Origin of the sequence: Cellulomonas sp. JH27-2, assembly GCF_014837175.1 — a bacterium.
Taxonomy (GTDB): domain Bacteria; phylum Actinomycetota; class Actinomycetes; order Actinomycetales; family Cellulomonadaceae; genus Cellulomonas.
The window spans coordinates 43333-67835 of sequence record NZ_JACYFR010000005.1 but is presented as its reverse complement, the minus strand read 5'-3'; the positions used below and the strand labels follow the sequence as shown (position 1 = coordinate 67835).

The window sequence follows — 24503 nt, the reverse complement described above, 5'->3', positions numbered from 1 at the left end:
GGCGCGCGCTCGGCCACCGTCCACCGCGCCGGCCCCTTCGGGGGACCCAAGGGGGTAGCCAGGCGGGCAACGGCCCGTTCGGTCCGTCTACGGCGTCAGCCTCGGAAAAGGGTTCGGGTCGTGTCGGTACCGCCACGTAACGTTGACGGGTGCGAAATCTCCCCCTCGACGACCCCGGCAACCCGCCGCTGTCCGGACCCGTCCGCTACCTGTGGTGGCTGACGCTCCGCCAGTGGGGGATCCTCGGCGTCGCCGTGCTGCTGGGGATCGTGCTCTTCGCGTGCCAGGCGGCCCTCCCCCTGCTCACGGGGCACGCCATCGACTCCGGCCTGGCCCACGGGTTCGGCGCCGACCTGTGGCGCTCTGCGGCCCTGCTCGGGTTCCTCGGTCTCGTCAGCGCCGCCGCCGGAGCGGTCGGGCACCGGTACGACGTCGCGAACTGGTTGCGGGCCTCGTTCACGTCGTCCCAGCTCGTCGGCCGGACCGTGTCCCGCTCGGGTCACGCCATCACGGCCGAGCTGCCCACGGGTGAGGTCGTCTCGGCCGTCGCCAACGACGCCCTGCGCGTCGGTGAGCTGTTCGCGGTGCTCGCGCGCTTCGTCGGCAGCATCGTCGCCTACGGCATCGCCGCGGTCCTCATGCTGCGGATCTCGGTGCCGCTCGGCCTCGTCGTGATCCTGGGCCTGCCCGCCGTAGCCGTGAGTCTCGCGGCGCTCATCCGCCCGCTGCAGCGCCGTCAGGTCGCCCAGCGCGACGCGTCCGGCCGCCTGACGACACTCGGCTCGGACACCGTCTCGGGCCTGCGCATCCTGCGGGGGATCGGGGGCGAAGGCGTGTTCAACGCGCGGTACCGCGAGCAGTCGCAGCGCGTCCGTGAGCGCGGCGTCGACGTCGCGGGCACGCAGTCGTGGCTCGACGCCCTGCAGGTGCTGCTGCCCGGCGCGTTCGTCGTCGTGCTGGTCTGGCTCGGCGCGCACATGGCGATCGACGGCACCATCACGGCGGGTCAGCTCGTCACGACGTACGGCTACGCGGCGTTCCTCGGCTGGCCCGTCCAGAACGCGACCATGATGGTCCAGGCCGCGACCCGCGCACACGTGGGTGCCGGCAAGGTCATCAACGTGCTGCGCGTGGTGCCGTCGTCGGGCGCGACGCCGGGCAAGGCCCCCATGCCGGCGGCCGGAGCACCGCTCGTCGACACCACCAGCGGTGTCCACGTCGACGCGGGCCGCCTGGTCGCGCTCGTGAGCGCCGATCCCGACGAGTCAGCGCGCATCGCGACGCGCCTGGGTCGGTTCGACGACGAGGCGGAGGCATCGACCCCTGTCACGCTGGGCGGCACGCCGCTGGCCGACCTCGACAAGACCGCGCTGCGCGAGCGGGTGGTGGTCGCCGAGGCGACGCCGCACCTGTTCTCCGGCACGCTGGCCGCCGAGCTGGACGTGCACGGCCCGCAGGACGAGGAGCGTCTGCTGCGCGCCATCGCACTGGCGGACGCGCACGACGTGGTCGACTCCACGCCGGGAGGACTGGCGGGCGAGCTGCCGGAGAAGGGGCGTTCGCTGTCCGGCGGGCAGCGCCAGCGCGTCGCCCTGGCGCGCGCGCTCCTGCTGGACCCGGAGATCCTGGTGCTCGTCGAGCCGACGTCCGCCGTCGACGCGCACACCGAGGCGCGGATCGCCGCGCGCCTCGTGGACGCGCGCGGCGGCCGGACGACGCTCGTCGTGACCGCGTCCCCGCTCGTGCTCGACCACGTCGACGAGGTGCAGTTCGTGCAGGACGGTGTCCTGGTCGCGAGCGGCACGCACGCCACGCTGCTCGAGTCCGCCGAACCGTGGGCGCCTGCCTACCACCGCGTCGTCGGGCGCCGGCTCGACGACAGCACGCCCGCCGACGGCGTCACGATCATCACAGATGCTGTCGACGGACGTGCGCTCGACGCGGCCGGCACGGACGACGACCCGATCGCCGACGAGGCCTTCGACGAGCTGCTCGCGACCTTCGACGACGACCTCGACGACCACGAGCTCGACCCGACGACACCACCCAGGACAGGAGGCCGGTCGTGAAGCTGCCCATCGCGGACTCCGCGCAGGTGCGCGCCTACACCCGCCACCTCTTCCGCCTCCACCGCCGCCCGCTGACCAGGATCGCGGCGCTGCACACGCTCGCGGCGATTGCCGGCCTGGCCGGTCCGTGGCTGCTGGGTCGCCTGGTCGACGCCGTCGCCGACGGCACGACGACGGGGTACGTGGACACGCTCATCGCGGTCGGCGCCGCCGCCGTGCTCGCGCAGACGGTGCTCATCCGGTTCGCCCAGCGGTCGTCGATGGTGTTCGGCGAGATGGTCTTCGCCCAGCTGCGCGAGGAGTTCATCGAGACGGTCACCTCGCTGCCGCTGTCCACCGTGGAGCGTGCGGGCACGGGCGACCTCGTCTCGCGCACGACGAACGACATCAACCGGCTCCAGCACGCGGTGCGGTTCGGCGTGCCGCGCGTGATCGTCGCTGTCGTGACCATCACGCTGACGGTGATCGCGACGCTGATCATGTCGCCGCTGGTCGCGATCGCGATGTTCGTAGGCGTGCCGACGATGGTCGCCGTGGTGCGCTGGTACCTCAAGCGCGCGACTCCCGCCTACCAGCGCGAGTCGGCCGCGTACGCGGCGCTCAACGGGACCATCACGGAGTCCGTCGAGGGCGCCCGGACGGTCGACGCGCTGCGCCTGGGAAAGCGGCGCATGGGCCGCGTGAACACGGACCTCAGCGAGGCGTTCGTGGCCGAGAAGGCGACGCTGCGCCTGCGCACGATCCTGTTCCCGGCGGTCGACCTCGCGTTCGTGCTGGCGCCCGTGGCCGTGCTGGTGTGGGGCGGGTACCTCGCTTCGAACGACTACGTCACGCTCGGCACCGTCACCACGATCGTGCTCTACACGTACCAGGTCACCGGCCCGGTGTGGGAGCTGATCTTCTGGGTCGACGAGATCCAGGTGGCGGCCACGTCGCTCGCGCGCATCGTCGGCGTCCAGCTCGTGGAGACCGACCGGGTCGAGCGCCCGGCGCAGCCCGCCGACGAGGACATCGCCGCGCGCGGTCTGCGGTACGCCTACCGCGAGGGTCACGACGTGCTGCACTCGATCGACCTGGACCTGGCGGCCGGCGAGCGGCTGGCCGTCGTCGGTCCGTCGGGAGCCGGCAAGTCGACGCTGGGCCGCATGCTCGCGGGCATCCACCCGCCCACGGGCGGCTCGGTGACCGTCGGCGGCGTGCCGTTGGTGGACCTGCCGCTCGACGAGCTGCGCGGCCACGTCGCGCTCGTGACGCAGGAGCACCACGTGTTCGTCGGGACGCTCGCGGACAACCTGCGCCTGGCCGACGAGGGTGCGGACGACGCCGAGCTGCTGCGTGCGCTCGACGCGGTCGACGCCCGCGGCTGGGTCGACGCGCTGCCCGACGGACTGTCGACCGAGGTGGGCTCCGGCGGGGCACCGCTGACGCCCGCCCAGGCGCAGCAGATCGCCCTGGCGCGGCTGGTGCTGCTCGACCCGCACACGCTCGTGCTCGACGAGGCGACGTCCCTGCTGGACCCGCGCGCCGCCCGACACCTGGAGCGCTCGCTCAACGGTGTGCTCGAGGGCCGCACGGTCGTCGCCATCGCCCACCGCCTGCACACCGCGCACGACGCCGACCGCGTCGCCGTGGTCGACGGCGGTCGGATCAGCGAGATCGGCCCGCACGACGAGCTCGTGGCCGCCGGTGGCGACTATGCCGCGCTGTGGCACAGCTGGCAGCACGAGCAGGCGTGAGCCGGACGTGACACCCGGTCTGATCGTGCTGCGCGGGGGTGTCGTCGTGCCCGACGACGCCCTCGCGTGGCGCTTCTCGCGCTCGAGCGGACCGGGAGGGCAGGGCGTGAACACGACCGACTCCCGCGTGGAGCTGTCCGTGGACCTGGACGGCATCGCCTGGGCGAGCGAGGCCCAGCGTGAGCGCGCCGTCGTGCGACTGGCCCATCGGCTGCACGACGAGATCCTCACCGTCGCCGCCTCCGAGCACCGCTCGCAGCTGCGCAACCGCGAGGCCGCGGTCGCTCGCATCACGGCACTGCTCGACGAGGCCCTTGCTCCCCCGGGGCCCCCGCGACGCGCCGCCCGCCCGAGCCGCGCGTCCCGCGAGCGCCGCAAGGCCGACGAGCAACGGCGTCGCAGCGTCAAACAGCTGCGGCGCCGCCCGCCCGAACGCTGATCAGCCCTCAGCCTGCGGAGGGTGCCGCCTCACGGTCATCCGTGTCGTCGTCGGAGTCGCCGCGTGCCTCGTCGCGCACCAGCCGCAGCCACAGGAGCACGGCGAAGGAGCCGAAGATCCACCACTGCGCGGCGTAGGCGAGGTTCTGGATGTTGAGCCCCTGGCCGGGGGCGCGCGGCAGCCCCAGCAGGGCCAGGTCCACGGGCTGCGGCGGGTCCGACGACGCCAGGACCAGGTACCCGGTCCAGATGGGCCCACCCCAGGTGCCGATCAGCTCGGCCGAGCTGATCGCGTCCGTCCGCCCGTCGCCGATGCCGCTGCCCGCCTGCTCGGACGCCTGCAGGTAGCCCGTGACGGTGACGGTCCCCGGCGGAGGGGCGGAGGCGAGGTCCGGCGTCGGGATCCAGGCGCGGACCACGGGCAGGACGCCGTCGGCGGTCCGCAGCGGCGTCAGGATCAGGTAGCCGGTGCGGTCGTCGAGCGCGCGGTCCGGCACCAGCAGCTGCCCGTCGGCGTCGTACGTCCCCACCGCGCTCACCTTGCGCCCCACGGCGTCACCACGGAACGACGTCTGGGGTGCGAGCACCTCGTCGATCGGCACGGCGGGGGCGGCCATCTGCGCGGCGACGTGCTTCGCCTCGGCGCCGGCTCCCCGGATCTGGGCCCGGTCGAGCTGCCACGCGCCGAGCCTGCCGCAGACGTAGGCGGCTCCCAGCAGGACGACGAGCAGCACGATCATGCGCGGCCGCACGGCGGCCCGCAGCATCGTCGTCGGCGGACGCCGGGGCGCGACGCCCCACGGGTCCGACGGCGGATCGGACGGGAGGCCACGCTCGTCCGGTCGTGCGACCGGCGGCTCGAAGCCCGTCGACGCGCCCTCGCCGCGACCGGGCGCGGCGGGGTCGCCGGTCGGCGGCGTCACGGTCGCGGGATCGGGCACGTTCCACGGTAACCCGTCGACGGTCCGGTCCGGATCGGTGGGTCCGTCGCGACGGTCGTCGAAAACACAGATGACCTGCGCAGAGGCTCGACTGCCCGCGTCGCGTGAGATGCGCGACGCCCGCTGCGCCGCAGGCGAATGTGCGGTTGTATGGACGGTGCGTGCCATGACGTGCCGCGGCTCGTCGGGGACCGAGGTCCCGGTCGACCTTGGCGGGCGCGCAGGAGGGTGTAACCGAACCGTCAGGCACAACCCCTGGCGGCCGACGACGGGGAGCACGCATGAGCACGACGACGACCGAGCCCACCGCCTGGCGGACTGGCAGCGGCGGTCAGATCGACGACGAGACCCTGGCCAGGATCGACAAGTGGTGGCGCGCGTCGAACTACCTGTCGGTGGGCCAGATCTACCTCCTGGACAACCCGCTGCTGCGGGAACCCCTGACGCGTGACCACGTCAAGCCCCGTCTGCTGGGCCACTGGGGCACCACGACGGGCCTCAACTTCCTGTACGCGCACCTCAACCGCGCCATCGCCGCGCGCCAGCAGTCGACGATCTACATCATCGGTCCGGGCCACGGCGGACCCGGCCTGGTGGCGGACGCGTACCTCGACGGGACGTACACCGAGGTGTACCCGGACATGACGCCGGACGCGGAGGGCCTGCGCCGCCTGTTCCGCCAGTTCTCCTTCCCGGGCGGCATCCCCAGCCACGTGGCGCCGGAGACGCCGGGGTCCATCCACGAGGGTGGCGAGCTCGGCTACGCGCTGAGCCACGCGTACGGCGCCGCGTTCGACAACAAGGATCTGCTCGTGGCCGCCATCGTCGGCGACGGCGAGGCGGAGACGGGCCCGCTCGCCACCAGCTGGCACTCCAACAAGTTCGTCAACCCCAACCAGGACGGCGTCGTCCTGCCGATCCTGCACCTCAACGGGTACAAGATCGCCAACCCGACGGTCCTGGACCGCATCGAGGACGACGAGCTCGACTCCCTGATGCGGGGCTACGGCCACAAGCCGCACATGTTCGTCGCCGGTTTCGACGACGAGTCCCACCTGGACGTGCACCGCCGGTTCGCGACGCTGCTCGACGAGGTCCTGGACGAGATCGCGGAGATCAAGCGCTCGGCGGCTGACGGCAACGAGCAGCGTCCGCGCTGGCCCATGATCGTGTTCCGCACGCCCAAGGGCTGGACCGGGCCGGACTACATCGACGGCAAGAAGACGACCGGATCGTGGCGCGCCCACCAGGTGCCGCTGGCCAACGCCCGGGACACCCCGGAACACCTCAAGGTGCTCGAGGACTGGTTGTCGTCCTACCGGCCCGACGAGCTGTTCGACGAGGACGGCAAGGTCTCCGCCGACATCACCGCGCTCGCCCCGGAGGGCGACCTGCGGATGAGCGCCAACCCGCACGCGAACGGGGGCCTGCTGCTCAAGGACCTGCGCCTGCCCGACTTCCGCGACTACGCCGTCGACGTCCCCACGCCGGGCGGCTCGTTCGCGGAGGCTCCGCGCATCCTGGGGAACTGGCTCACGGACGTCATCCGGCAGAACCCGGACAACTTCCGGATCTTCGGGCCTGACGAGACCGCGTCGAACAGGCTCCAGTCCGTCTTCGAGGTCACCGACAAGCAGTGGAACGCGCAGTTCTACGGCGAGGAGGTCGACGAGCACCTGGCCCGCGCGGGCCGCGTGATGGAGATGCTCTCGGAGCACCAGTGCCAGGGATGGCTCGAGGGTTACCTCATGACGGGCCGCCACGGGCTGTTCAACTGCTACGAGGCGTTCATCCACATCATCGACTCGATGTTCAACCAGCACGCCAAGTGGCTCAAGGTGACCGACGAGATCCCGTGGCGCCGGCCCATCGCGAGCCTCAACTACCTGCTCTCCAGCCACGTCTGGCGCCAGGACCACAACGGGTTCAGCCACCAGGACCCCGGGTTCATCGACCACGTGGTCAACAAGAAGGCGTCCGTCGTGCGGGTGTACCTGCCGCCGGACGCGAACACCCTGCTGTCGACGTACGACCACTGCCTGCGCAGCCGGCAGTACGTCAACGTCGTCGTCAGCGGCAAGCAGCCGGCCCCCAACTTCCTGACCATGGACCAGGCCGTCGCGCACTGCACGCGCGGCCTGGGCATCTGGGAGTGGGCGGGCACCGAGGTCGCCGGCGAGGCGCCCGACGTGGTGCTCGGCGCAGCCGGCGACGTCCCGACGCTCGAGGTGCTGGCCGCGGCCGACATCCTGCGCCGCGAGATCCCGGACCTCAAGGTCCGCGTGATCAACGTCGTCGACCTCATGCGTCTGCAGGACGAGCGGGAGCACCCGCACGGTCTGTCGGACAAGGAGTTCGACGGCCTGTTCACGGCGGACCGGCCGGTGATCTTCGCTTACCACGGCTACCCATGGCTCATCCACCGCCTCACGTACCGCCGCAACGGGCACAAGAACATCCACGTGCGCGGGTACAAGGAGGAGGGGACGACGACGACGCCGTTCGACATGGTGATGCTCAACGACCTGGACCGCTACCGCCTGGTCATCGACGTCATCGACAACGTGCCGCACCTGGCCACCACCCAGGCCAACCTGCGCCAGAAGATGCAGGACGCGCGCATCACGGCCCGCCAGTACACCCGCGAGCACGGCGACGACCTGCCCGAGGTGCGCGACTGGGTGTGGCCCGACGCGCAGGACGCGGCGGACAGCAGCCAGGTCGAGGCGACGCTCTCGACCGGCGGTGACAACGAGTAGCTGAACCAGCCGGGGAGGGCCCGCACCGGGCCCTCCCCGGCTCACGAACCGCACCAGCACGAGCACCACCCCCGCTCGACCAGCACAGGAGAAGCCCCACCGTGGCCCGCAGCATCTACGTCGCCTCACCCGAGGGTGACACCGGCAAGTCCGTCGTCGCACTGGGTCTGGTCGACCTCCTGAGCCGCACCGTGCAGCGCGTGGGGGTGTTCCGCCCCGTGGCGCGCTCGACCGAGACGAAGGACTTCGTCCTCGAGCTCCTGCTCGAGCACGACGGCGTCGACCTGGAGTACGACGAGTGCATCGGGGTGACCTATGAGGAGCTGCTCCCGGACCCGGAGGCGGCGCTGTCGCGCATCGTGACGCGCTATCACGAGGTCGCGAACCGGTGCGACGCCGTCGTCGTGGTCGGCACCGACTACACGGACGTCGCCAGCCCCACCGAGCTGGCCTACAACGCGCGCATCGCCGCCAACCTGGGCGCGCCGGTCGTGCTCGTCGTCAACGGGCGCGGCCGCACGCCCGACGGCGTCGCGCAGGCCGCGTCCGTCGCGGTGGCCGAGCTGCACGCGAACCACGCCCAGGTCACCGCGGTCGTCGCGAACCGCACGGCCCCCGGCTCGCTCGACGCCGTCCGCGCGGCGCTGACCAGCGCGGACATCCCGGCGTGGGCCCTCCCGGAGGAACCCCTGCTCACGGCGCCGACCGTCCGCCAGCTCATGGACTCCGTGGGCGGCGAGCTCATCTCCGGCGACGAGCAGCTGCTCGCACGCGAGGTGCTCGACGTGCTCGTCGGCGCCATGTCCATCGAGCACCTGCTGGACCGGCTCGCCGACGGCGCCGTCCTGATCACCCCGGGCGACCGGTCCGACGTGCTGCTGGGCCTGCTGCTCGCCCACCAGGCCGAGGGCTTCCCCAACCTGGCGGGCATCATCCTCAACGGCGGCTTCCGCCCGGCTCCCACCATCGCGCGTCTCATCGAGGGGCTGGGCAGCCGCCTGCCGATCATCGCGACGACGCTCGGCTCGTTCCGCTCCGCGAGCGCGGCGGCCTCCACACGCGGACGTCTGACGGCCGACTCGCAGCGCAAGGTCGACACCGCGCTGGCGACGTTCGAGCAGCACATCGACGGCCCCGCCCTGCTCGCGGCACTCGACGTGGCCCGGCCCGAGGTCGTCACGCCGCTCATGTTCGAGTACGAGCTCCTGGACCGGGCTCGCGCCGACCGCAAGCACATCGTCCTTCCGGAGGGCGACGACGACCGCATCCTGCGGGCCGCGTCCACGCTGCTGCAGCGCGGGGTCGCGCGCCTGACGCTGCTGGGCGACGAGACCGCGATCCGCACGCGCTCCACCGAGCTGGGGCTGTCGCTCGACGACGCCGACGTGATCGACCCGCACGACGAGCAGTGGGTGACCCGGTTCGCGGAGCAGTACGCGCAGCTGCGCGCCGCGAAGGGCATGACCGTCGAGCGGGCCCGCGAGATCGTCCCGTCGGTGTCGTACTTCGGCACGCTGATGGTCAAGCTCGGGCTCGCGGACGGCATGGTGTCGGGGGCGGCACACACCACCGCGCACACCATCAAGCCGTCGTTCGAGATCATCAAGACGAGTCCCGGCGTCAACAGCGTGTCGAGCTGCTTCCTCATGTGCCTCGAGGACCGCGTCCTGGTCTACGCCGACTGTGCCGTCATCCCCGACCCGAGCGCCGAGCAGCTCGCCGACATCGCCATCTCCTCCGCGCAGACCGCGGTGCAGTTCGGCATCGAGCCGCGCATCGCGATGCTGTCCTACTCCACGGGCGAGTCCGGCACGGGGGCGGACGTGGAGAAGGTGCGCGCCGCGACCGCGCTGGTCCGCGAGCGCCGACCCGACCTGTCGATCGAGGGCCCGATCCAGTACGACGCGGCCGTCGACGCGTCGGTCGCGAAGACCAAGCTGCCGGACTCCGCCGTGGCCGGTCGCGCGACCGTCTTCGTCTTCCCCGACCTCAACACCGGCAACAACACCTACAAGGCCGTCCAGCGCTCGGCGGGCGCCGTCGCCATCGGGCCGGTGCTGCAGGGCCTGCGGATGCCCGTCAACGACCTGTCGCGCGGCGCGCTCGTGCAGGACATCGTCAACACCGTCGCGATCACCGCCATCCAGGCGCAGGCCGCGTCCGACACCACGCAGGAGACCCGATGAGCACCGCCACCGTCCTGGTCGTCAACTCCGGGTCGTCGTCGATCAAGTACCAGCTGGTCGACCCCGTCGTGGGGACCGCCGTCGCCTCCGGGATCGTCGAGCGGATCGGCGAGGACTCCGCGACGCTGAAGCACACGTCCGGCGACACGACCGTGGAGCGGGAGCAGCCGATCGGCGACCACGGCGAGGGCCTTCGCGCCGTGCTGGGACTGTTCGAGGAGGTCGGCCCCGACCTCACGTCGGCCGGTGTCGTCGCCGTCGGGCACCGCGTCGTCCACGGCGGGTCGGTCTTCTCCACGCCCGTGCTCGTGGACGACGACGTCGTCGCGCAGATCGACGCGCTCTCGCCGCTGGCTCCCCTGCACAACCCCGCCAACGTGACCGGCATCCGCGTCGCGCGCGAGCTCCTCCCGGACGTCCCTCACGTCGTCGTGTTCGACACGGCGTTCTTCCACGGCCTGCCCCCGGCCTCGGCGACGTACGCGATCGACCGCGACGTCGCGCGCGAGCACGGCGTGCGGCGCTACGGGTTCCACGGCACGTCGCACCACTTCGTCGCGCACGAGGCGGCACGCGTGCTGGACCGGCACGTGGAGGACCTCGCGACGATCGTGCTGCACCTGGGCAACGGCGCGTCGGCGTCTGCCGTGCTGGGCGGCAAGGCGGTCGACACGTCGATGGGCATGACGCCGCTCGAGGGCCTCGTGATGGGCACCCGGTCGGGCGACCTCGACCCCGCGGTGCTCATCCACCTGCAACGCAACGCGGGCATGAGCGTCGACGACGTCGACGACCTGCTCAACCGCCGCTCGGGCCTCAAGGGCCTGGCCGGGGAGAACGACCTGCGCGCGATCCACCAGCTCGTCGCCGACGGTGACGAGGACGCCCGCGTGGCGCTCGAGGTCTACGCGCACCGGCTCAAGAAGTACATCGGGGCGTACCTGGCGGTGCTGGGCCGGCTCGACGTGCTCGTATTCACCGCGGGCGTGGGCGAGAACGACGACGAGGTCCGTGCCGCCGCCTGCGCAGGGCTCGAAGGCCTCGGCATCGCGCTCGACCCCGAGCGCAACGCCGGGCGCAAGAAGGCGCCGACGATCATCTCCGCGGACTGGAGCCGCACGACGGTCCTCGTCGTGCCGACGAACGAGGAGCTGGCCATCGCGCGTCAGGCCCTCGAGGTCACCGAGGGTGCGGGCCTGTCCCGCGACGACGCGGACCCCGCAGCGGTGGGGCACGCCTGACGAACCGGAGCACAGCATGGATCTCAGCAACGCGTTCAGCGGGTTCTCGACCGACGACGTCCCCGCCGCGCAGGCGTTCTACGGCGAGACCCTCGGCCTCGACGTGAGCGTGGACCACGGCATGCTCTGGCTGCACCTGAGCGGCAAGGACGTGCTGGGTACCCCAAGGGTCCCGCGCACCAGCCGGCGTCGTACACCGTGCTCAACTTCGCGGTCGACGACGTACCGGGCACGGTCGCGGCGCTGCGCGAGCGCGGCGTCCCGTTCGAGAAGTACGGCGACACGACGGACGACGACTACGTGGCCAGGAACGACGGCCCGCTCATCGCGTGGTTCACCGACCCGGCGGGCAACATCTGCTCGATCATCGCCGCGGGCTGAGCGCGACGCACCGCCGGGGAGCGTCACCGGCTGCGTCAGGCACGGTCCTTCGTCGCGCACAGCTCGACGACCGTGCCGTCCCGTCGCACCAGCCGGGCGGACACCGGGAGCGCGTCGACGTCGACCGGACCACCCAGGGTGGGGATCGTCAGCTCTTCGCTGCCCGAGTAGTCGTCGGCGAGCGTGCCGGCGTCGAAGGTGGCGCTCCCGACCACCCGGCCGTCCTCCGCGCGCACCTCGAGCTGCGTCCCGTCCTCGGCCGGGACGGTGGTCGACGTGCTCCACACCACTGTGCCTTCCGGGGCGTCGGGTCGCGTGCGCGTGATGCCCAGGCGCGTCTCGACGCCCGGAGCCACGTCCCACCAGAGCCCGTCCAGCTCGACACCCGCGGGCACGCGGCAGGAGGTTGCTCCGGCAGATTTGACCGTGGCAGGCGTCAGGACCAGGGTGAGCGCACCGGCGACAGCGACGGTCGCGGCGATGGTGGCGACGCGGGAGCGCCGGGGGCCCGACGTCCACCGCGACGCGCTCACCAGCGCCACGGAGCCAACGAGCGAGTCGGCGAACGTCCGCCGGCGCGGATCCCAGAGCGGGCGCAGGTAGCCGATGAACAGGATCGCGTCGAGCAGGTGCGCGAGCGTGCGCCCGACGGTGCCCAGGAGCCCCACCGGCCGGCCGTCGCGTTCCCGGACCACCACGACGCCCGCCACCTGCTTGCCCGGCGTCCTCCCGGTGCGGGCCTGCAGGACGAGCATGCCGACGTAGGCGGCGACGATCCACCAGGACGAGCGGTGCTCCCCGCTCCATCCCCACACGACGATCGCGGCGTCCCAGCCGAGCGTCGCTCCCGTGCTGAGCCAGGCGACCGCGCTCAGGACGGCCGCGTCGAGCAGGGAAGCCAGCACGCGGCGCCCCCAGCCCGCGTACGGCACCGACGGCACGACCGCCGGATCGACCAGCAGCGCGGTCGCAGTCGTCATGCGTGCATCCTGGCAGGAAGCGCCGCCGCGTGGGCCTGGTTCGGCCTCCGGATCAGGGCAGGCGGGCAGCCCTCATGACGCGCAGCAGCTCGGTGTAGACGGCCGGCCAGGTCGCGGTGCCGAGCTCGAAGAGCCGGTTCAGCCCGATGCTCGGGATGCGGCCGCCCGCGAGCCCGTGCACGCCGTGCTGGACGGCCACGGTCTGCAGGCGGGTCGTTTCCCACAGGCCTTCACGACCGTGGCGGGCACCGAGGCCCGACGAGCCGACGCCACCCTGCGGTGCGCCGACCGAACCCCACGTGGCGACGTACCCCTCGTTGACGTTGACGCTGCCGGCCCGGACGCGGCGTGCGAGCGCGGCGCCGCGGCGGGTGTCGGCGGTCCAGATGCTCGCGTTGAGGCCGAACTCGCTGTCGTTCATGGCGGCCACGGCCTCGTCGTCGGACGCGACCTTGTACAGCGCGACCACGGGGCCGAACGTCTCCTCGCGGTACAGGCGCGCCTGCTCGGGGACGTCCGTCAGGATCGTCGGCTCGTAGAACCACGGGCCCAGGTCGGCGCGGTGCACGCCCCCGGCCAGCACGGTGGCGCCGTGCCCGACGGCGTCCTCGACGTGCTCGACGACGGTCGCGAGCTGCGCCGCCGAGGTCAGCGACCCGACCTCGGCGCGGTAGTCGAGCCCGGCGCCCAGGCGTAGCGCACGCGTGCGGCGCGTGAACGCCTCGACGAAGTCGTCGTACACGTCCTCGTGGACGTACATCCGCTCGATCGAGACGCACACCTGGCCGGTGCCGACGAAGCACGCGCGCACGGCACCCTCGGCCGTGACCTCGACGTCGACGTCCTCCGCCACGTACATGGGGTTCTTGCCACCGAGCTCCAGTGTGGCCGGGACCAGACGCTCGCCCGCCTGGGCTGCGACGATCCGCCCCGTCCGCGTCGAGCCCGTGAACGACACGTGGTCCACGTGCTCGACGACGGCCGCGCCGACCGTCGGCCCGTCGCCGACGACGACCTGCAGCAGGCCGGCCGGCAGCCCGGCCTCCTCGAGCTGCTCGGCGGCCCACAGCGCGGTCAGCGCCGTCTGCGGGTCGGGCCGCAGCACCACGCCGTTGCCGGCCACGAGCGCGGGCAGGACGTCGCCGATCGTCAGCGTGAGGGGGAAGTTCCAGGGCGCGATGATGCCGACCACACCGACGGGGTGGCGCAGCACGCGCGTGCTCGTCAGGCCCGGGACCACGCCGGGGACGCGACGCGTGCGCAGGTAGCGGCCGGCGCGCGCGGCGTAGTGGCGGGCGACGAGCGCGATGTCGGCGACCTCCTCGAACGCCGCGACGCGGGCCTTGCCGTTCTCCACCTGGATGAGGTCGAGCACGTCGCTCTGCCGGTCGAGCACCAGGTCGTGGAAGCGCAGGAGGACCGCCGTGCGCTCGTGCAGCGGACGGGCGGCCCACAGCCGGTGTGCCGCCCGGGCCGTGCGGGCCGCGCGCGCCACGTCGTCGGGCGTCGACAGCGGCACCGCTGCGATCGGGGCGCCCGTGAACGGTGCGAGCGACGTGTGCGTCGAGGCGCCGGGCGACGCGACGATGCGGGCCAGCAGCGGTCGGACGTCGTCGGGCTCCAGCACGTACGTCGCGAGCGGGTCCGACTCGGGGTCGTACAGCTCGGCGGGGCCGGTTCCGGAAGGATCGTGCGCCATGCTCGCCAGCGTACGCGCGAGTCCGGCCCGGACCGGCGACGCGCCGCGCCGTCTATCGGCCAGTCGATCGGTCGGCGCGGCGTGCCGCCCGGACGGGCAGCACGCCGACGCCCTCAGACGCCCAGCGCCGCGCGGACGTCCGGGTCCAGCCCGTCGACGACGACGTCGCGCGCGGCCTGTGCCGACGCCGCCGCGAGCGCCCCTGCGGCCAGCTCGCGGCACCGCTCGAGGGTGTGACTCCGCACCGCGAACCGCACGGCGGGCAGCGCACCCGACGACATCGACAGGCTCGTCACCCCGAGCCCGACGAGCACGAGCGCGAACACCGGGTCGGCGGCCGACTCGCCGCAGACACCCACCGGCTTGCCGAGCTGCGTCCCTGCGCGGGCGGTCGCCGCGACCAGGTCCAGCACGGCCGGCTGCCACGGGTCCAGCAGGTCGGCCAGCTCACCGCGCAGCCGGTCGGTCGCCATCGTGTACTGCGCCAGGTCGTTGGTGCCGAGCGAGACGAAGTCGACCTCCGCGAGGATCTCGGCCGCGCGCAGCGCCGCGGACGGCACCTCGACCATGACGCCGACGCGCTCGATGCCGTGCGCCCGGGCGCGGCGCGCGAAGTCGCGCGCCTCGTCGGCGGTCGCGATCATGGGCGCCATGACCCACGGCGCCTGCCCCGTGCTGCGCTGCGCCTGGGCGAGGGCCTCGAGCTGGTGCTCGACGAGGTCGGCGTTGGTGCGCACCAGGCGGTAGCCGCGCACGCCGAGCGCGGGATTCTCCTCGTCCGGCTGGGTCGCGAAGGCCAGCGGCTTGTCGGCGCCCGCATCGAGCGTGCGCACGACGACCTTGCGGCCGGGCAGCGCTGCCAGGGCCGCGGCGTACGCGGCGGACTGCTCGGCGACCGTCGGCTCGGCGGTGGCCTCGAGGAAGAGCACCTCGGTCCGGAACAGCCCGACCCCCTCCGCGGCAGTGCCCGCGACCCGGACGGCATCGGCGGCGGTGCCGATGTTGGCCAGGAGCTGCACGGTGTGCCCGTCGGCGGTGGCTCCGGCGTCGGTGTCGGACTCGAGTGCCCGCTCGGCCGCCGCGCGGCGGTCGAGCTCCGCCACGAGCGCGTCGTCGGGGTCCACGGTGACCAGCCCGCTCGCAGCGTCGACCGCTACCCGCGTCCCGTCGGCCAGGTCCGTGACCCCGTGCACGCGCACCAGGCACGGCAGGCCGAGCTGCCCGGCGATGATCGCGGTGTGCCCCGTGGGTCCGCCCAGCTCGGTGACGATCGCGAGGACCTTGTCGAGGTCGAGCGCGGCGGTGTCGGCGGGCGCCAGGTCGGTCGCGACGACGACCGACGGCTCCGTGAGCTCGGGCACGCCCGGCGCCGGCAGCCCCATCGCCGCCGCGACCACGCGGTCGCGCACGGAGCGCAGGTCGGTGACGCGCTCGGCGAGGTAGCCGCCGGCCTGCGTGAACATCGTCGCGAACGTCTCGACGACCCCGTCGACGGCGGCCACGACCGGCTCGCCCGCGCCGACGCGCGTCAGCACCTGGCTGCGCAGCGCGCGGTCGTCGGCCATCTGCGCCGTGGCCGCCAGGACGTCCTTGACCGTGCCGGTGGCGCGGCGCGACTGGCCGGCCAGCGCGGCGGACACGTCGGCGAACGCCCGGGAGACCACCTCCTGCGCCCGCTCCCCCGTCAGGACCTCGCCGCCGACCACGAGCGGCGCGTCGCCCGGCACCGCGGGGACGGGCTGGACCCGGGCGACCGGCCCGACCGCGGCCCGGCGCCCCACGCCGACACCCTGCAGGACGACCGCGACGCCGGTGGTCACGACGCCTCCGAGGCTTCTGGTGCGTCGAGGTCCGTCGCGAGCAGGGTGACCAGCTCGTCGAGGACGCGGTCGGCGTCGGGGCCGTCGGCCTCGAGCCTGACCTCCTCGCCCGACGGCACGCCGAGCGACATCACGAACAGGATCGACCCGGCGTCGACGGGCTCGCCGCCCGGGCGGGCGATGGTGACCGGGACGCCCGAGGCCTCGACGGCCTGCGTGAAGATCATGGCGGGCCGGGCGTGCAGGCCGACGCGGGAGGCGACGGCGACGGTGCGCTGGGACATGGTGGTTTCCTCTCCGGGTGGCGGGCTCAGGCGGCCGTGGCGACGGCGGCGGCGAGCTGGGCGTCGGCGGCCTGCTCGGCCTGGACGACCGCGCTGGGGCGTGCGCTCTTGAGCGCGATGACGATGGCGCAGCTGATGACCATGCCGACGAGCACCGCGACCAGGAAGCCCCAGAAGTTCGAGATCAGGGGCAGCACCCAGATGCCGCCGTGCGGGGCACGCAGTCCGGCGCCGAACGCCATCGACACCGCACCGGCCACCGACGAGCCGACCACGGAGGACACGATGACGCGCCACGGGTCCGCCGCGGCGAACGGGATGGCGCCCTCGGAGATGAACGAGGCACCCAGCAGCCACGCGGCCTTGCCGTTCTCGCGCTCGGCATGGGTGAACAGGCTCTTGCGGACGGTCGTCGCGAGCGCCATGGCCAGCGGCGCGACCATGCCGGCGGCCATCACCGCGGCCATGATCTTGTACTGGTTCGCGTCGGCCGTCAGGCCTTCCGTCGCGAGGCCGGTCACGGCGAACGTGTAGGCGACCTTGTTGACCGGACCACCCAGGTCGAAGCCCATCATCGCGCCGAGCAGGGCCCCCAGCAGCACCAGGTTGTTCCCCGACAGGCCGTTGAGCCAGTCGCTGAGGTGGTCCATCGCGGCGGCGATGGGCCGACCGATGACGACGAGGGTGATGATGCCGACGAGCAGCGAGCTCAGCAGCGGCGTCACGACGACGGGCATCACCCCGCGCACGCCCTTCGGCACGTTCCAGCGGCTGATCCACCAGGCCAGACCACCGGCGACGAAGCCGGTGACCAGGCCGCCCAGGAAGCCGGCGCCGACGGCGACGGACGCAGCGCCACCGACGAACCCGGGCACGAGGCCCGGCCGGTCGGCGATCGCGTAGGCGATGAACCCGGACAGCACCGGCACCAGGAACCCGAACGCGAGCGCGCCGGTCTGGAACAGCACCGCCGACCACTGCTGCAGCGACGTCGGGTCGAAGTTCGACACGAGGTCGGTGACCGGGATCTTGGTGACCTCGACGGCGCCGTTGCCGCCGTCCCACGCGATCCCGGCCAGCATGAAGCCGAGCGCGATGAGGATGCCGCCCGCGGCGACGAACGGGATCATGTAGCTGACGCCGGTCATGAGCCACTGCCGGACCCGGGTACCGACGCTCGCGTTCCTGTCCACCTTGGTGGCGGGCGACGGCGTGTGCACGGCGGCCGACGTGGCGGCAGGCACTCCCGCCTCCACCGCGGCGATCGCCGCGGCCAGGACGCCCGGCGCGTCGTGCACGGCCTTCTTCACACCCACGTCGACGAACGGCTTGCCCGCGAAGCGCTCCTTGTCGCGGACCTCGAGGTCCGCGGCGTAGATGACGCCGTCGGCCGCGGCGATCACGGCGGGGTCGAGGGGTGTCGAGCCGGCGGCACCCTGGGTCTCGACGACGACCTCGTGGCCGGCGGCGCGGCCGGCCTGCTCGAGCGCCTCTGCGGCCATGTACGTGTGGGCGATGCCCGTGGGGCAGGAGGAGACGGCGACGAACTTCATGACGGCACGACCTCTCGGGTGACGATCTCGGCGACGGTGGCGGCGTCGGGCGCCTCCCGCAGCGAGGTCGTGAACGACTCGTGGACCAGACGCCGCGCCAGTGCGGCCAGGATCTGCAGGTGGTCGCCCTCGCCCGTCGCGGGCGCGGCGATGAGGAAGACGAGCGTCGCGGGGCCGTCGGGGGCACCCCAGTCGACGCCCTGCGTCAGCCGGCCGATGGCCAGGCTGGGCGCGGTGACGTGCTCCGAGCGGGCGTGCGGCAGGCCGATCCCGCCGGGCATCCCCGTCGCCATCTGCGCCTCGCGGGCCCGGACGTCGGCGTGGAAGCCGTCGGCGTCGGTGACGCGGCCGGCCGCGGCCAGCAGGCCGATGAGGTGGCGGGTCGCGTCGTCGCGGTCCGCTGCGGCCAGGTCGACGGCGACCAGGTCCGCGGTGATGAGTGGGGTGCTCACAGCAGCTCCTTCGGGGTGAGGCGGGGGTCGGGGGCCTCGAGCACCCGCACGGCGGCGAGGTCGACGGCTGCGGGATCCGGTACGGCGGTACCGGGCATGCGCACGGCCGCGCGCCCCCACGCGACGGCCGTGCGGAGGCGGTCGGCGGCGGGGCCGTCCGCAGACAGGAAGCCGGCGAGGGTCATGTCCCCCGCGCCGACGGTGGACAGCGGGACCAGCGGCTCGCCGCCGGCCCACCACGTGCGCTCGCCGGTGACCAGCAGCGCGCCGTGCGCGCCGAGCGACACCAGCACGTACCGCGTCCCGGCTGCGATCACCTCGCGGGCGGCGTCGACGACGTCCCCCACGGTGGTCAGCGGGCGCCCGACGAGCGCCGCGAGCTCGTTGTCGTTGGGCTTGAGCAGGTCCAGCCCGCCCGCACGCGCGGACCGCTCGAGCGGTTCGCCCGAGGTGTCGAGCGCGAACGGGATGCCGCGGTCCGCCGCGAGCGCGGCGGCGCGGACGAAGAGGTCGTCGGTGGCACCCGAGGGCAGGCTCCCGGCGGCGACGAGCCCGCTCGCGCCGTCGAGCGCCGCGGCGAGGGCACCGAGGAGGGCGTCCACCTCCGCGCCCGACAGTGTGGCGCCGGGGGCGTTGATCTTCGTCGTGGTCCCCGACCGCTCCGCGAGCGTGATGTTGGTGCGGGTGTCGCCGGCGACGGGGACCGCCACCACCGGGACACCCTGCGCGGCCAGCAGCTCGACGAGCCGTTCACCGTCCGCGCCGCCGACGGGCAGGACTGCGCGCGACGCGACCCCGTGCCGCACCAGCGCGCGGCTGACGTTGGTGCCCTTGCCGCCCGGGTGGACGTGGACGGCCGTCGCGCGGACGACCTCGCCGGGCACCAGCCGGTGCACGTCGAGCGCGCGGTCGAGGCTCGGGTTGGGGGTGAGCGTGACGATCATGCGCGCACCACCTGCAGGCCGGCGGCCTCGAGCTCGTCGACCAGCTCGACGGCCGCGCCGGAGTCGGTGATGAGCGTGTCCACGGCGGACAGCGGCGCCACGTGCGCGAAGTCGGTGCGGCCCAGCTTGGTGTGGTCCGCGAGGACCACCGTGCGACGGGCCGCCGCGGCGAGCGCCTGCTTGACCGCGGCCTCCGACAGGTCCGGTGTGCTCAGCCCGTGCTCGACGCTGATGGCGTTGGTCCCCAGGAAGGCGACGTCGGCGTGGATCTCGCCCAGCTCGCGCAGGGCCCAGGACCCGACGGCCGCCAGGGTCCGCCCACGCACGGTCCCCCCGACGAGGTGCAGCGTGATGTTGGGCCGCGGCGCGAGGACCGTCGCGACGGGGAGCGCATGCGTCACGACTGTGAGGTCGCGGTCGTCGGGCAGCAGCTCGGCCAGGCGGACGGTCGTGGTGCCGGCGTCGAGGATGACCGCCCCACCGTCCGGCAGCTCGTCGAGCGCTGCCTTGGCGATGCGCTCCTTCTCCCCTGCGAGCATGCCCTCGCGGTCTGCGATGCCGGGCTCGAAGCCGAGCCGCTCGACGGGGATGGCCCCGCCGTGGACGCGCCGGACCAGCCCGTGCCGCTCGAGCGCGGTGAGGTCGCGCCGGATCGTCTCCGGTGTCACGTCCAGGGTGGCCGCGAGGCCCGCGACGTCGACCCGACCGTCGGCCCGCGCGGTGGCGAGGATCTTCTGGTGCCGCTCCGGTGCGTACACATCAGCTCCGATGTCCTGCGAACCGGTCCGTTCCGGCCCTTCTGACACTGAGAATGGACTCGAAACGGACAGATGTCAAGAGATTCAAAGTCATTCGGACATGAACGGGTGTGGGAACGGGCTTGTGACGCACGTCCCGATTCCCGGATCGGGTCCGCGGGCCGTAAGGTGAGGCTCGCCTTATCCGATCCCGATCCGAGGACTCCCATGCGCACCGCACTCCGGCCCGCCCGGCTCGCTGCTCTTGCCGCCGTCGCGGCCCTGGCCCTGGCCGCCTGCTCGTCGGGCGACGACGACGCCACGCCCGCCGCGACGTCCAGCGACACGGCCTCCGCCGCTGCCGACGCGTTCCCCGTGACGCTCAAGAACACGTTCGGCGAGACGACGATCGACAAGCAGCCTGAGCGCGTCGCGAGCATCGCGTGGGGCAACCAGGACGTCGCGATCGCGCTGGGCATCGTGCCCGTCGGCTTCGCCAAGGCGAACTACGGCGACGACAACGGCGACGGCGTCCTGCCGTGGGCGTACGACGCACTGCAGAAGCTCGGCGCGACAGGCGACAAGGCGCCCCAGCTGTTCGACGAGACCGACGGCACCGACTTCGAGGCCGTCAACGACACGAACCCCGACGTCATCCTCGCCGCCCAGTCCGGCATCACGAAGGAGGACTGGACGACGCTCTCGGCGATCGCCCCCACCGTCTCCTTCCCCACGGTCGCGTGGGGCACCAACTGGCGCGACATGGCCCTGGTCGACGGCGAGGCCATCGGCAAGAAGGCCGAGGCGCAGGCCAAGATCGACGAGATCGAGAAGCAGATCACGAGCGCGCTCGCGACCCGGCCCGACATCGCCGGCAAGACGTTCGTCTACACGGCCGCCGACAAGGCCGACAAGAGCAAGCTCTGGATCTACACCGGCGTCGACGCCCGCGTGCAGTACGTCGAGGACTTCGGCATGAAGGTGGCGCCCTCGGTGGCCGGCTTCAGCGAGCTCACCGGGTTCGGCGGGTACATCAGCTCGGAGAACGCCGACAAGCTCTCCGACGCCGACATCCTCGTCACCTACGGCGACGACACCACGCTCGCGTGGCTGCAGAAGGACCCGCTGCTCGGCAAGATCCCCGCGGTGAAGAACGGTGCGGTCGTCGTCGTCCCGGACAACACCCCGTTCGCGGCGTCGACCTCCGGCCCGACGATCCTGTCCGTGCCGTGGGGCCTCGACAAGTACCTCGACCTGTTCGAGGCCGCGGCCAAGAACGTCAAGTGACCTACGCATGACCCTGGCACCAGCACCCACACCGGTCGCCCCCTGGGGGGGGCGGCCGGTGTCGATGCGTCGGCGACGCGTGCTGGGCCTGCTCGTCTGCGTCGCGGTGCTGGTGCTCTTCTCCGTCGCGTCGCTCGCGTTCGGCTCCCGCGTCGTCAGCTGGCCGGACGTCGTCGGTGGCGTCCTGAACCCCGCGCCCGACGACATCGCACAGGCCGCCGTGCACGCCCGCATCCCCCGCACCGTGCTGGGCCTGCTCGTCGGTGCCGCGCTCGGCCTGGCCGGCGCCGTCATGCAGGGCCTGACGCGCAACCCGCTGGCCGACCCGGGGATCCTCGGCGTCAACGCCGGTGCGTCGCTGCTCGTGGTCGTCGGCATCGCGTGGTTCGGCCTCTCCGACCTGAACCAGTACATCTGGCTCGCGTTCCTCGGCGCCGCCCTGGCGGCCGGGCTCGTGTACGCCATCGGCTCGTTGGGCCGCGAGGGCGCCACACCGCTCAAGCTCGCGCTGGCCGGCGCCGCGACGACCGCCGCCATCAGCTCGATGGTCTCCATGGTCCTGCTCGCCCGCAACGACGTGCTCGAGAGCTTCCGGTTCTGGCAGGTCGGCTCCCTCGGCCGCGCCGACTTCACGCAGATCGGCGAGGTCCTGCCGTTCTTCGTCGTCGGTGCGCTGCTGGCGCTGGCGTCGGCCCGTGGGCTCGACGCGCTCGCGCTCGGGGACGACCTGGCCGTCGGGCTCGGTCAGCGGACCGGGAGCATCCGGCTGCTGGGCGCCGCCGCCGCCGTCCTGCTGGCGGGTTCCGCGACGGCGATCGCCGGCCCCATCGCCTTCGTCGGCCTGGTCATGCCCCACCTGGCCCGCACCTTCACGGGACCCACGCATCGCTGGCTCCTGCCGTACTCCGCCGCGTTCGGCGCCGCGCTGCTCCTGGGCGCGGACGTCCTGGGCCGCATCCTGACCCGCCCCCAGGACCTCGAGGTCGGCATCATGACGGCGCTTCTCGGCGCCCCGTTCTTCATCGTGATCATCCGCCGCAGCAAGGTGCGTGAGCTGTGACAGCGACCCTGACCACCCCCGCGTCCGCCGCGGCTCCCGGTGCCCTCGTCGGTGCCGGCCGGCGTGCCCGGTCGCGCCGCTGGCGGCTGGTGCTCGTCGTGCTCGTCGTCGCCCTGCTCGCGGTCACTCTTCTCACGCTGTGCGTCGGCGAGCGCTCGTACTCGCCGGTCGACGTGTTCCGCGTCGTCCTGGGCCAGCACGTCGACGGTGCGAGCTTCACGGTCGGCGACCTGAGACTGCCCCGCGCGCTGACCGGGATCCTGGTCGGGATCGCGTTCGGCATGGGCGGTGTCATGTTCCAGACCATGCTCCGCAACGTCCTGGCCAGCCCCGACGTCATCGGTATCAGCGCGGGGTCGAGCGCCGCAGCGGTCGTCGCCATCACGGCCTTCAGCATCAGCGGGCCGGCCCTGTCGGCCGTCGCCGTCGCTGCCGGCATCGGCGTGGCCGGGGTCATCTACGCGCTCTCGTGGCGTCGCGGCGTGCACGGCACGCGCCTGATCCTGATCGGCATCGCGGTCGGGGCGATGCTCGACTCCGTGATCTCGTACACCCTGTCCCGCGCCGCGATCTACGACGTGAACGAGGCGATGCGCTGGCTCACCGGCAGCCTGAACTCTGCCTTCTGGCCGGTCGTCCGCCCGCTCGCGGTCGCCGTCGCGGTTCTCGCGCCGCTCGCGACCGTGCTGTCCCGTCCGCTCTCGGCGCTCCAGCTGGGCGACGACGCCTCGACCGCGCTCGGTGTCTCCGCCGACCGCAGCCGGCTCGTGCTGCTGGTCGTGGCCGTCGCCCTCGTCTCCGTCGGTACCGCGGCCGCCGGGCCGATCGCGTTCGTCGCGTTCCTTGCCGGCCCCATCGCCCACCGTCTGGTGCGCGGCAGCGGACCGCTGCTGTGGCCGGCGGCGCTCGTCGGCGCGCTGCTCGTGCTCGTCGGTGACTACGCCGGTCAGCACCTGCTGGGCCTCCGGTTCCCGGTGGGGGTCGTCACCGGCGTGCTGGGCGCGCCCTACCTGCTCTGGCTCCTGGCCAGGTCCAACCGCTCGGGAGGATCCCTGTGAAGCACACGCTGGCCGTCGAGGCCGCGACGATCGGGTACGACGAGCGCGTCGTGGTCCACGACATGACGCTCGAGATCCCGCAGGGTGCGATCACGACGATCGTCGGGGCCAACGCGTGCGGCAAGTCCACCCTGCTGCGCGCGATGGCTCGTCTGCTCAAGACCACCTCGGGCACCGTGCTGCTGGACGGCAGGCCCATCGGCGACCTCCCGTCGCGCGAGGTCGCCACCGTGCTGGGCCTGCTCCCCCAGACGCCGGTCAGCCCCGAGGGCATCGCGGTCGCCGACCTCGTCGGTCGCGGCCGCTACCCGCACCAGGGCTGGTTCCGGCGCTGGACGCACGACGACGACGTCGCGGTCGAGGAGGCCCTCGCCGCGACCGACACCCTGGACCTCGCGGACCGCTCGATCGACGAGCTGTCGGGCGGACAGCGCCAGCGCGTCTGGATCGCGATGGCCCTGGCCCAGCAGACCGACGTGCTGCTGCTCGACGAGCCGACGACGTTCCTCGACGTCGCGCACCAGGTCGAGGTCCTGGACCTGCTCACGGACCTGAACCGGCGGCGCGGGACGACGATCGTCATGGTCCTGCACGACCTCAACCTCGCCGCGCGCTACGCCGACCACCTGGTGGCGATCCGCTCCGGACGCCTGTACTCGCAGGGCTCCCCCGCCGAGGTCGTCACCGAGCAGATGGTCGCCGACGTGTTCGGCATGTCGGCCCGCGTCATCACCGACCCGGTGTCGCGGACGCCGCTGGTCCTGCCGGTCGGCCGGCACCACAGCGGCACGGCAGCGGCGAGCGACGACGAGCGCTCCGCCCCGGAGTCGCCGCTGCCGGCCGACGCGCTGCGCTGAGCCCCGCCTCAGCAGCGAGGC

General features: G+C 73.0%; 20 protein-coding genes. 11 read left to right on the top strand and 9 right to left on the bottom strand.

Annotated elements, in window-relative coordinates; all coding sequences use genetic code 11:
* The first annotated feature begins 149 nt into the window (after positions 1-149).
* Genes IC607_RS14860 through arfB form a run of 3 tightly spaced genes read left to right on the top strand, consistent with a single transcriptional unit; the run spans position 150 to position 4244 of the window.
* A complete protein-coding gene (locus IC607_RS14860) occupies positions 150-2069 on the top strand; it encodes an ABC transporter ATP-binding protein (protein WP_191788196.1) in 1920 nt (639 codons plus the stop codon).
* Entirely contained in the window at positions 2066-3805 is a 1740-nt protein-coding gene (locus IC607_RS14855; RefSeq protein WP_191788195.1) for an ABC transporter ATP-binding protein, read from the top strand. Before IC607_RS14860 ends, IC607_RS14855 begins: the two co-directional genes overlap by 4 nt.
* A 7-nt stretch (positions 3806-3812) precedes the next feature.
* Positions 3813-4244 carry an alternative ribosome rescue aminoacyl-tRNA hydrolase ArfB gene (gene arfB / locus IC607_RS14850; protein WP_370526287.1) on the top strand — a complete coding sequence of 144 codons (432 nt, stop codon included), beginning with the start codon at positions 3813-3815 and terminating at the stop codon, positions 4242-4244.
* 7 nt (positions 4245-4251) lie between these two features.
* Here the strand turns inward: arfB and IC607_RS14845 are convergent, their stop codons facing one another.
* Entirely contained in the window at positions 4252-5184 is a 933-nt protein-coding gene (locus IC607_RS14845; RefSeq protein WP_370526286.1) for an SURF1 family protein, read from the bottom strand.
* A gap of 281 nt (positions 5185-5465) precedes the next feature.
* On the opposite strand from IC607_RS14845, the gene IC607_RS14840 reads away from it, so the two are divergent.
* The 4 genes from IC607_RS14840 (at position 5466) to IC607_RS17920 (ending at position 11751) form a co-directional block, all read left to right on the top strand.
* Positions 5466-7943 carry a phosphoketolase gene (locus IC607_RS14840; RefSeq protein ID WP_191788193.1) on the top strand — a complete coding sequence of 826 codons (2478 nt, stop codon included), beginning with the start codon at positions 5466-5468 and terminating at the stop codon, positions 7941-7943.
* A 101-nt stretch (positions 7944-8044) separates the two neighbouring features.
* On the top strand, positions 8045-10129 hold the full coding sequence (gene pta / locus IC607_RS14835) for a phosphate acetyltransferase (RefSeq protein ID WP_191788192.1): 2085 nt from the start codon (positions 8045-8047) through the stop codon (positions 10127-10129).
* Complete coding sequence (locus tag IC607_RS14830; RefSeq protein WP_191788191.1) at positions 10126-11370, top strand: acetate/propionate family kinase; 1245 nt, start codon at positions 10126-10128, stop codon at positions 11368-11370. The genes pta and IC607_RS14830 overlap by 4 nt, the downstream gene beginning before the upstream one ends.
* A 198-nt stretch (positions 11371-11568) precedes the next feature.
* Positions 11569-11751, top strand: a complete 183-nt coding sequence (locus tag IC607_RS17920; RefSeq protein WP_370526284.1) for a hypothetical protein — start codon at positions 11569-11571, stop codon at positions 11749-11751.
* 35 nt (positions 11752-11786) lie between these two features.
* Here IC607_RS17920 and IC607_RS14820 read toward each other — a convergent pair whose 3' ends face one another.
* The 8 genes from IC607_RS14820 to IC607_RS14785 form a co-directional block, all read right to left on the bottom strand.
* Complete coding sequence (locus IC607_RS14820; RefSeq protein ID WP_191788190.1) at positions 11787-12731, bottom strand: RDD family protein; 945 nt, start codon at positions 12729-12731, stop codon at positions 11787-11789.
* A 52-nt stretch (positions 12732-12783) separates the two neighbouring features.
* Complete coding sequence (locus IC607_RS14815; RefSeq protein WP_191788189.1) at positions 12784-14430, bottom strand: succinic semialdehyde dehydrogenase; 1647 nt, start codon at positions 14428-14430, stop codon at positions 12784-12786.
* A gap of 113 nt (positions 14431-14543) precedes the next feature.
* Complete coding sequence (ptsP, locus tag IC607_RS14810; RefSeq protein ID WP_191788188.1) at positions 14544-16250, bottom strand: phosphoenolpyruvate--protein phosphotransferase; 1707 nt, start codon at positions 16248-16250, stop codon at positions 14544-14546.
* On the bottom strand, positions 16247-16534 hold the full coding sequence (locus IC607_RS14805; protein WP_191788187.1) for an HPr family phosphocarrier protein: 288 nt from the start codon (positions 16532-16534) through the stop codon (positions 16247-16249). Before IC607_RS14805 ends, ptsP begins: the two co-directional genes overlap by 4 nt.
* Positions 16535-16560: 26 nt before the next feature.
* Entirely contained in the window at positions 16561-18087 is a 1527-nt protein-coding gene (locus tag IC607_RS14800; RefSeq protein ID WP_191788186.1) for a PTS fructose transporter subunit IIC, read from the bottom strand.
* The gene (locus IC607_RS14795) at positions 18084-18539 is read right to left on the bottom strand and encodes a fructose PTS transporter subunit IIA (protein WP_191788185.1); all 456 of its coding nucleotides are present in this window, start codon (positions 18537-18539) and stop codon (positions 18084-18086) included. The genes IC607_RS14800 and IC607_RS14795 overlap by 4 nt, the downstream gene beginning before the upstream one ends.
* Positions 18536-19483, bottom strand: a complete 948-nt coding sequence (pfkB, locus tag IC607_RS14790) for a 1-phosphofructokinase (RefSeq protein WP_225225116.1) — start codon at positions 19481-19483, stop codon at positions 18536-18538. Before pfkB ends, IC607_RS14795 begins: the two co-directional genes overlap by 4 nt.
* On the bottom strand, positions 19480-20241 hold the full coding sequence (locus tag IC607_RS14785) for a DeoR/GlpR family DNA-binding transcription regulator (protein ID WP_191788184.1): 762 nt from the start codon (positions 20239-20241) through the stop codon (positions 19480-19482). Before IC607_RS14785 ends, pfkB begins: the two co-directional genes overlap by 4 nt.
* A gap of 207 nt (positions 20242-20448) precedes the next feature.
* On the opposite strand from IC607_RS14785, the gene IC607_RS14780 reads away from it, so the two are divergent.
* The 4 genes from IC607_RS14780 to IC607_RS14765 are packed head-to-tail and all read left to right on the top strand — an operon-like array spanning position 20449 to position 24482.
* The gene (locus IC607_RS14780) at positions 20449-21507 is read left to right on the top strand and encodes an iron-siderophore ABC transporter substrate-binding protein (RefSeq protein ID WP_191788183.1); all 1059 of its coding nucleotides are present in this window, start codon (positions 20449-20451) and stop codon (positions 21505-21507) included.
* Positions 21508-21514: 7 nt separating this feature from the next.
* Positions 21515-22567: an iron ABC transporter permease gene (locus IC607_RS14775; protein ID WP_191788182.1), complete on the top strand. Its 1053-nt coding sequence runs from the start codon at positions 21515-21517 to the stop codon at positions 22565-22567.
* A complete protein-coding gene (locus tag IC607_RS14770) occupies positions 22564-23625 on the top strand; it encodes a FecCD family ABC transporter permease (protein WP_370526283.1) in 1062 nt (353 codons plus the stop codon). The genes IC607_RS14775 and IC607_RS14770 overlap by 4 nt, the downstream gene beginning before the upstream one ends.
* On the top strand, positions 23616-24482 hold the full coding sequence (locus IC607_RS14765) for an ABC transporter ATP-binding protein (protein ID WP_370526317.1): 867 nt from the start codon (positions 23616-23618) through the stop codon (positions 24480-24482). The genes IC607_RS14770 and IC607_RS14765 overlap by 10 nt, the downstream gene beginning before the upstream one ends.
* The last annotated feature ends 21 nt before the right edge of the window (positions 24483-24503 follow it).

Excerpts from the sequence above, each read along its gene's own strand:
- IC607_RS14840 (WP_191788193.1), top strand. The coding sequence starts at position 5,466 with ATGAGCACGACGACGACCGAGCCCACCGCCTGGCGGACTGGCAGCGGC.
- IC607_RS14830 (WP_191788191.1), top strand. The coding sequence starts at position 10,126 with ATGAGCACCGCCACCGTCCTGGTCGTCAACTCCGGGTCGTCGTCGATC.
- IC607_RS14820 (WP_191788190.1), bottom strand. The coding sequence starts at position 12,731 with ATGACGACTGCGACCGCGCTGCTGGTCGATCCGGCGGTCGTGCCGTCG.
- IC607_RS14815 (WP_191788189.1), bottom strand. The coding sequence starts at position 14,430 with ATGGCGCACGATCCTTCCGGAACCGGCCCCGCCGAGCTGTACGACCCC.
- IC607_RS14805 (WP_191788187.1), bottom strand. The coding sequence starts at position 16,534 with ATGTCCCAGCGCACCGTCGCCGTCGCCTCCCGCGTCGGCCTGCACGCC.
- IC607_RS14800 (WP_191788186.1), bottom strand. The coding sequence starts at position 18,087 with ATGAAGTTCGTCGCCGTCTCCTCCTGCCCCACGGGCATCGCCCACACG.
- pfkB (WP_225225116.1), bottom strand. The coding sequence starts at position 19,483 with ATGATCGTCACGCTCACCCCCAACCCGAGCCTCGACCGCGCGCTCGAC.
- IC607_RS14780 (WP_191788183.1), top strand. The coding sequence starts at position 20,449 with ATGCGCACCGCACTCCGGCCCGCCCGGCTCGCTGCTCTTGCCGCCGTC.
- IC607_RS14775 (WP_191788182.1), top strand. The coding sequence starts at position 21,515 with ATGACCCTGGCACCAGCACCCACACCGGTCGCCCCCTGGGGGGGGCGG.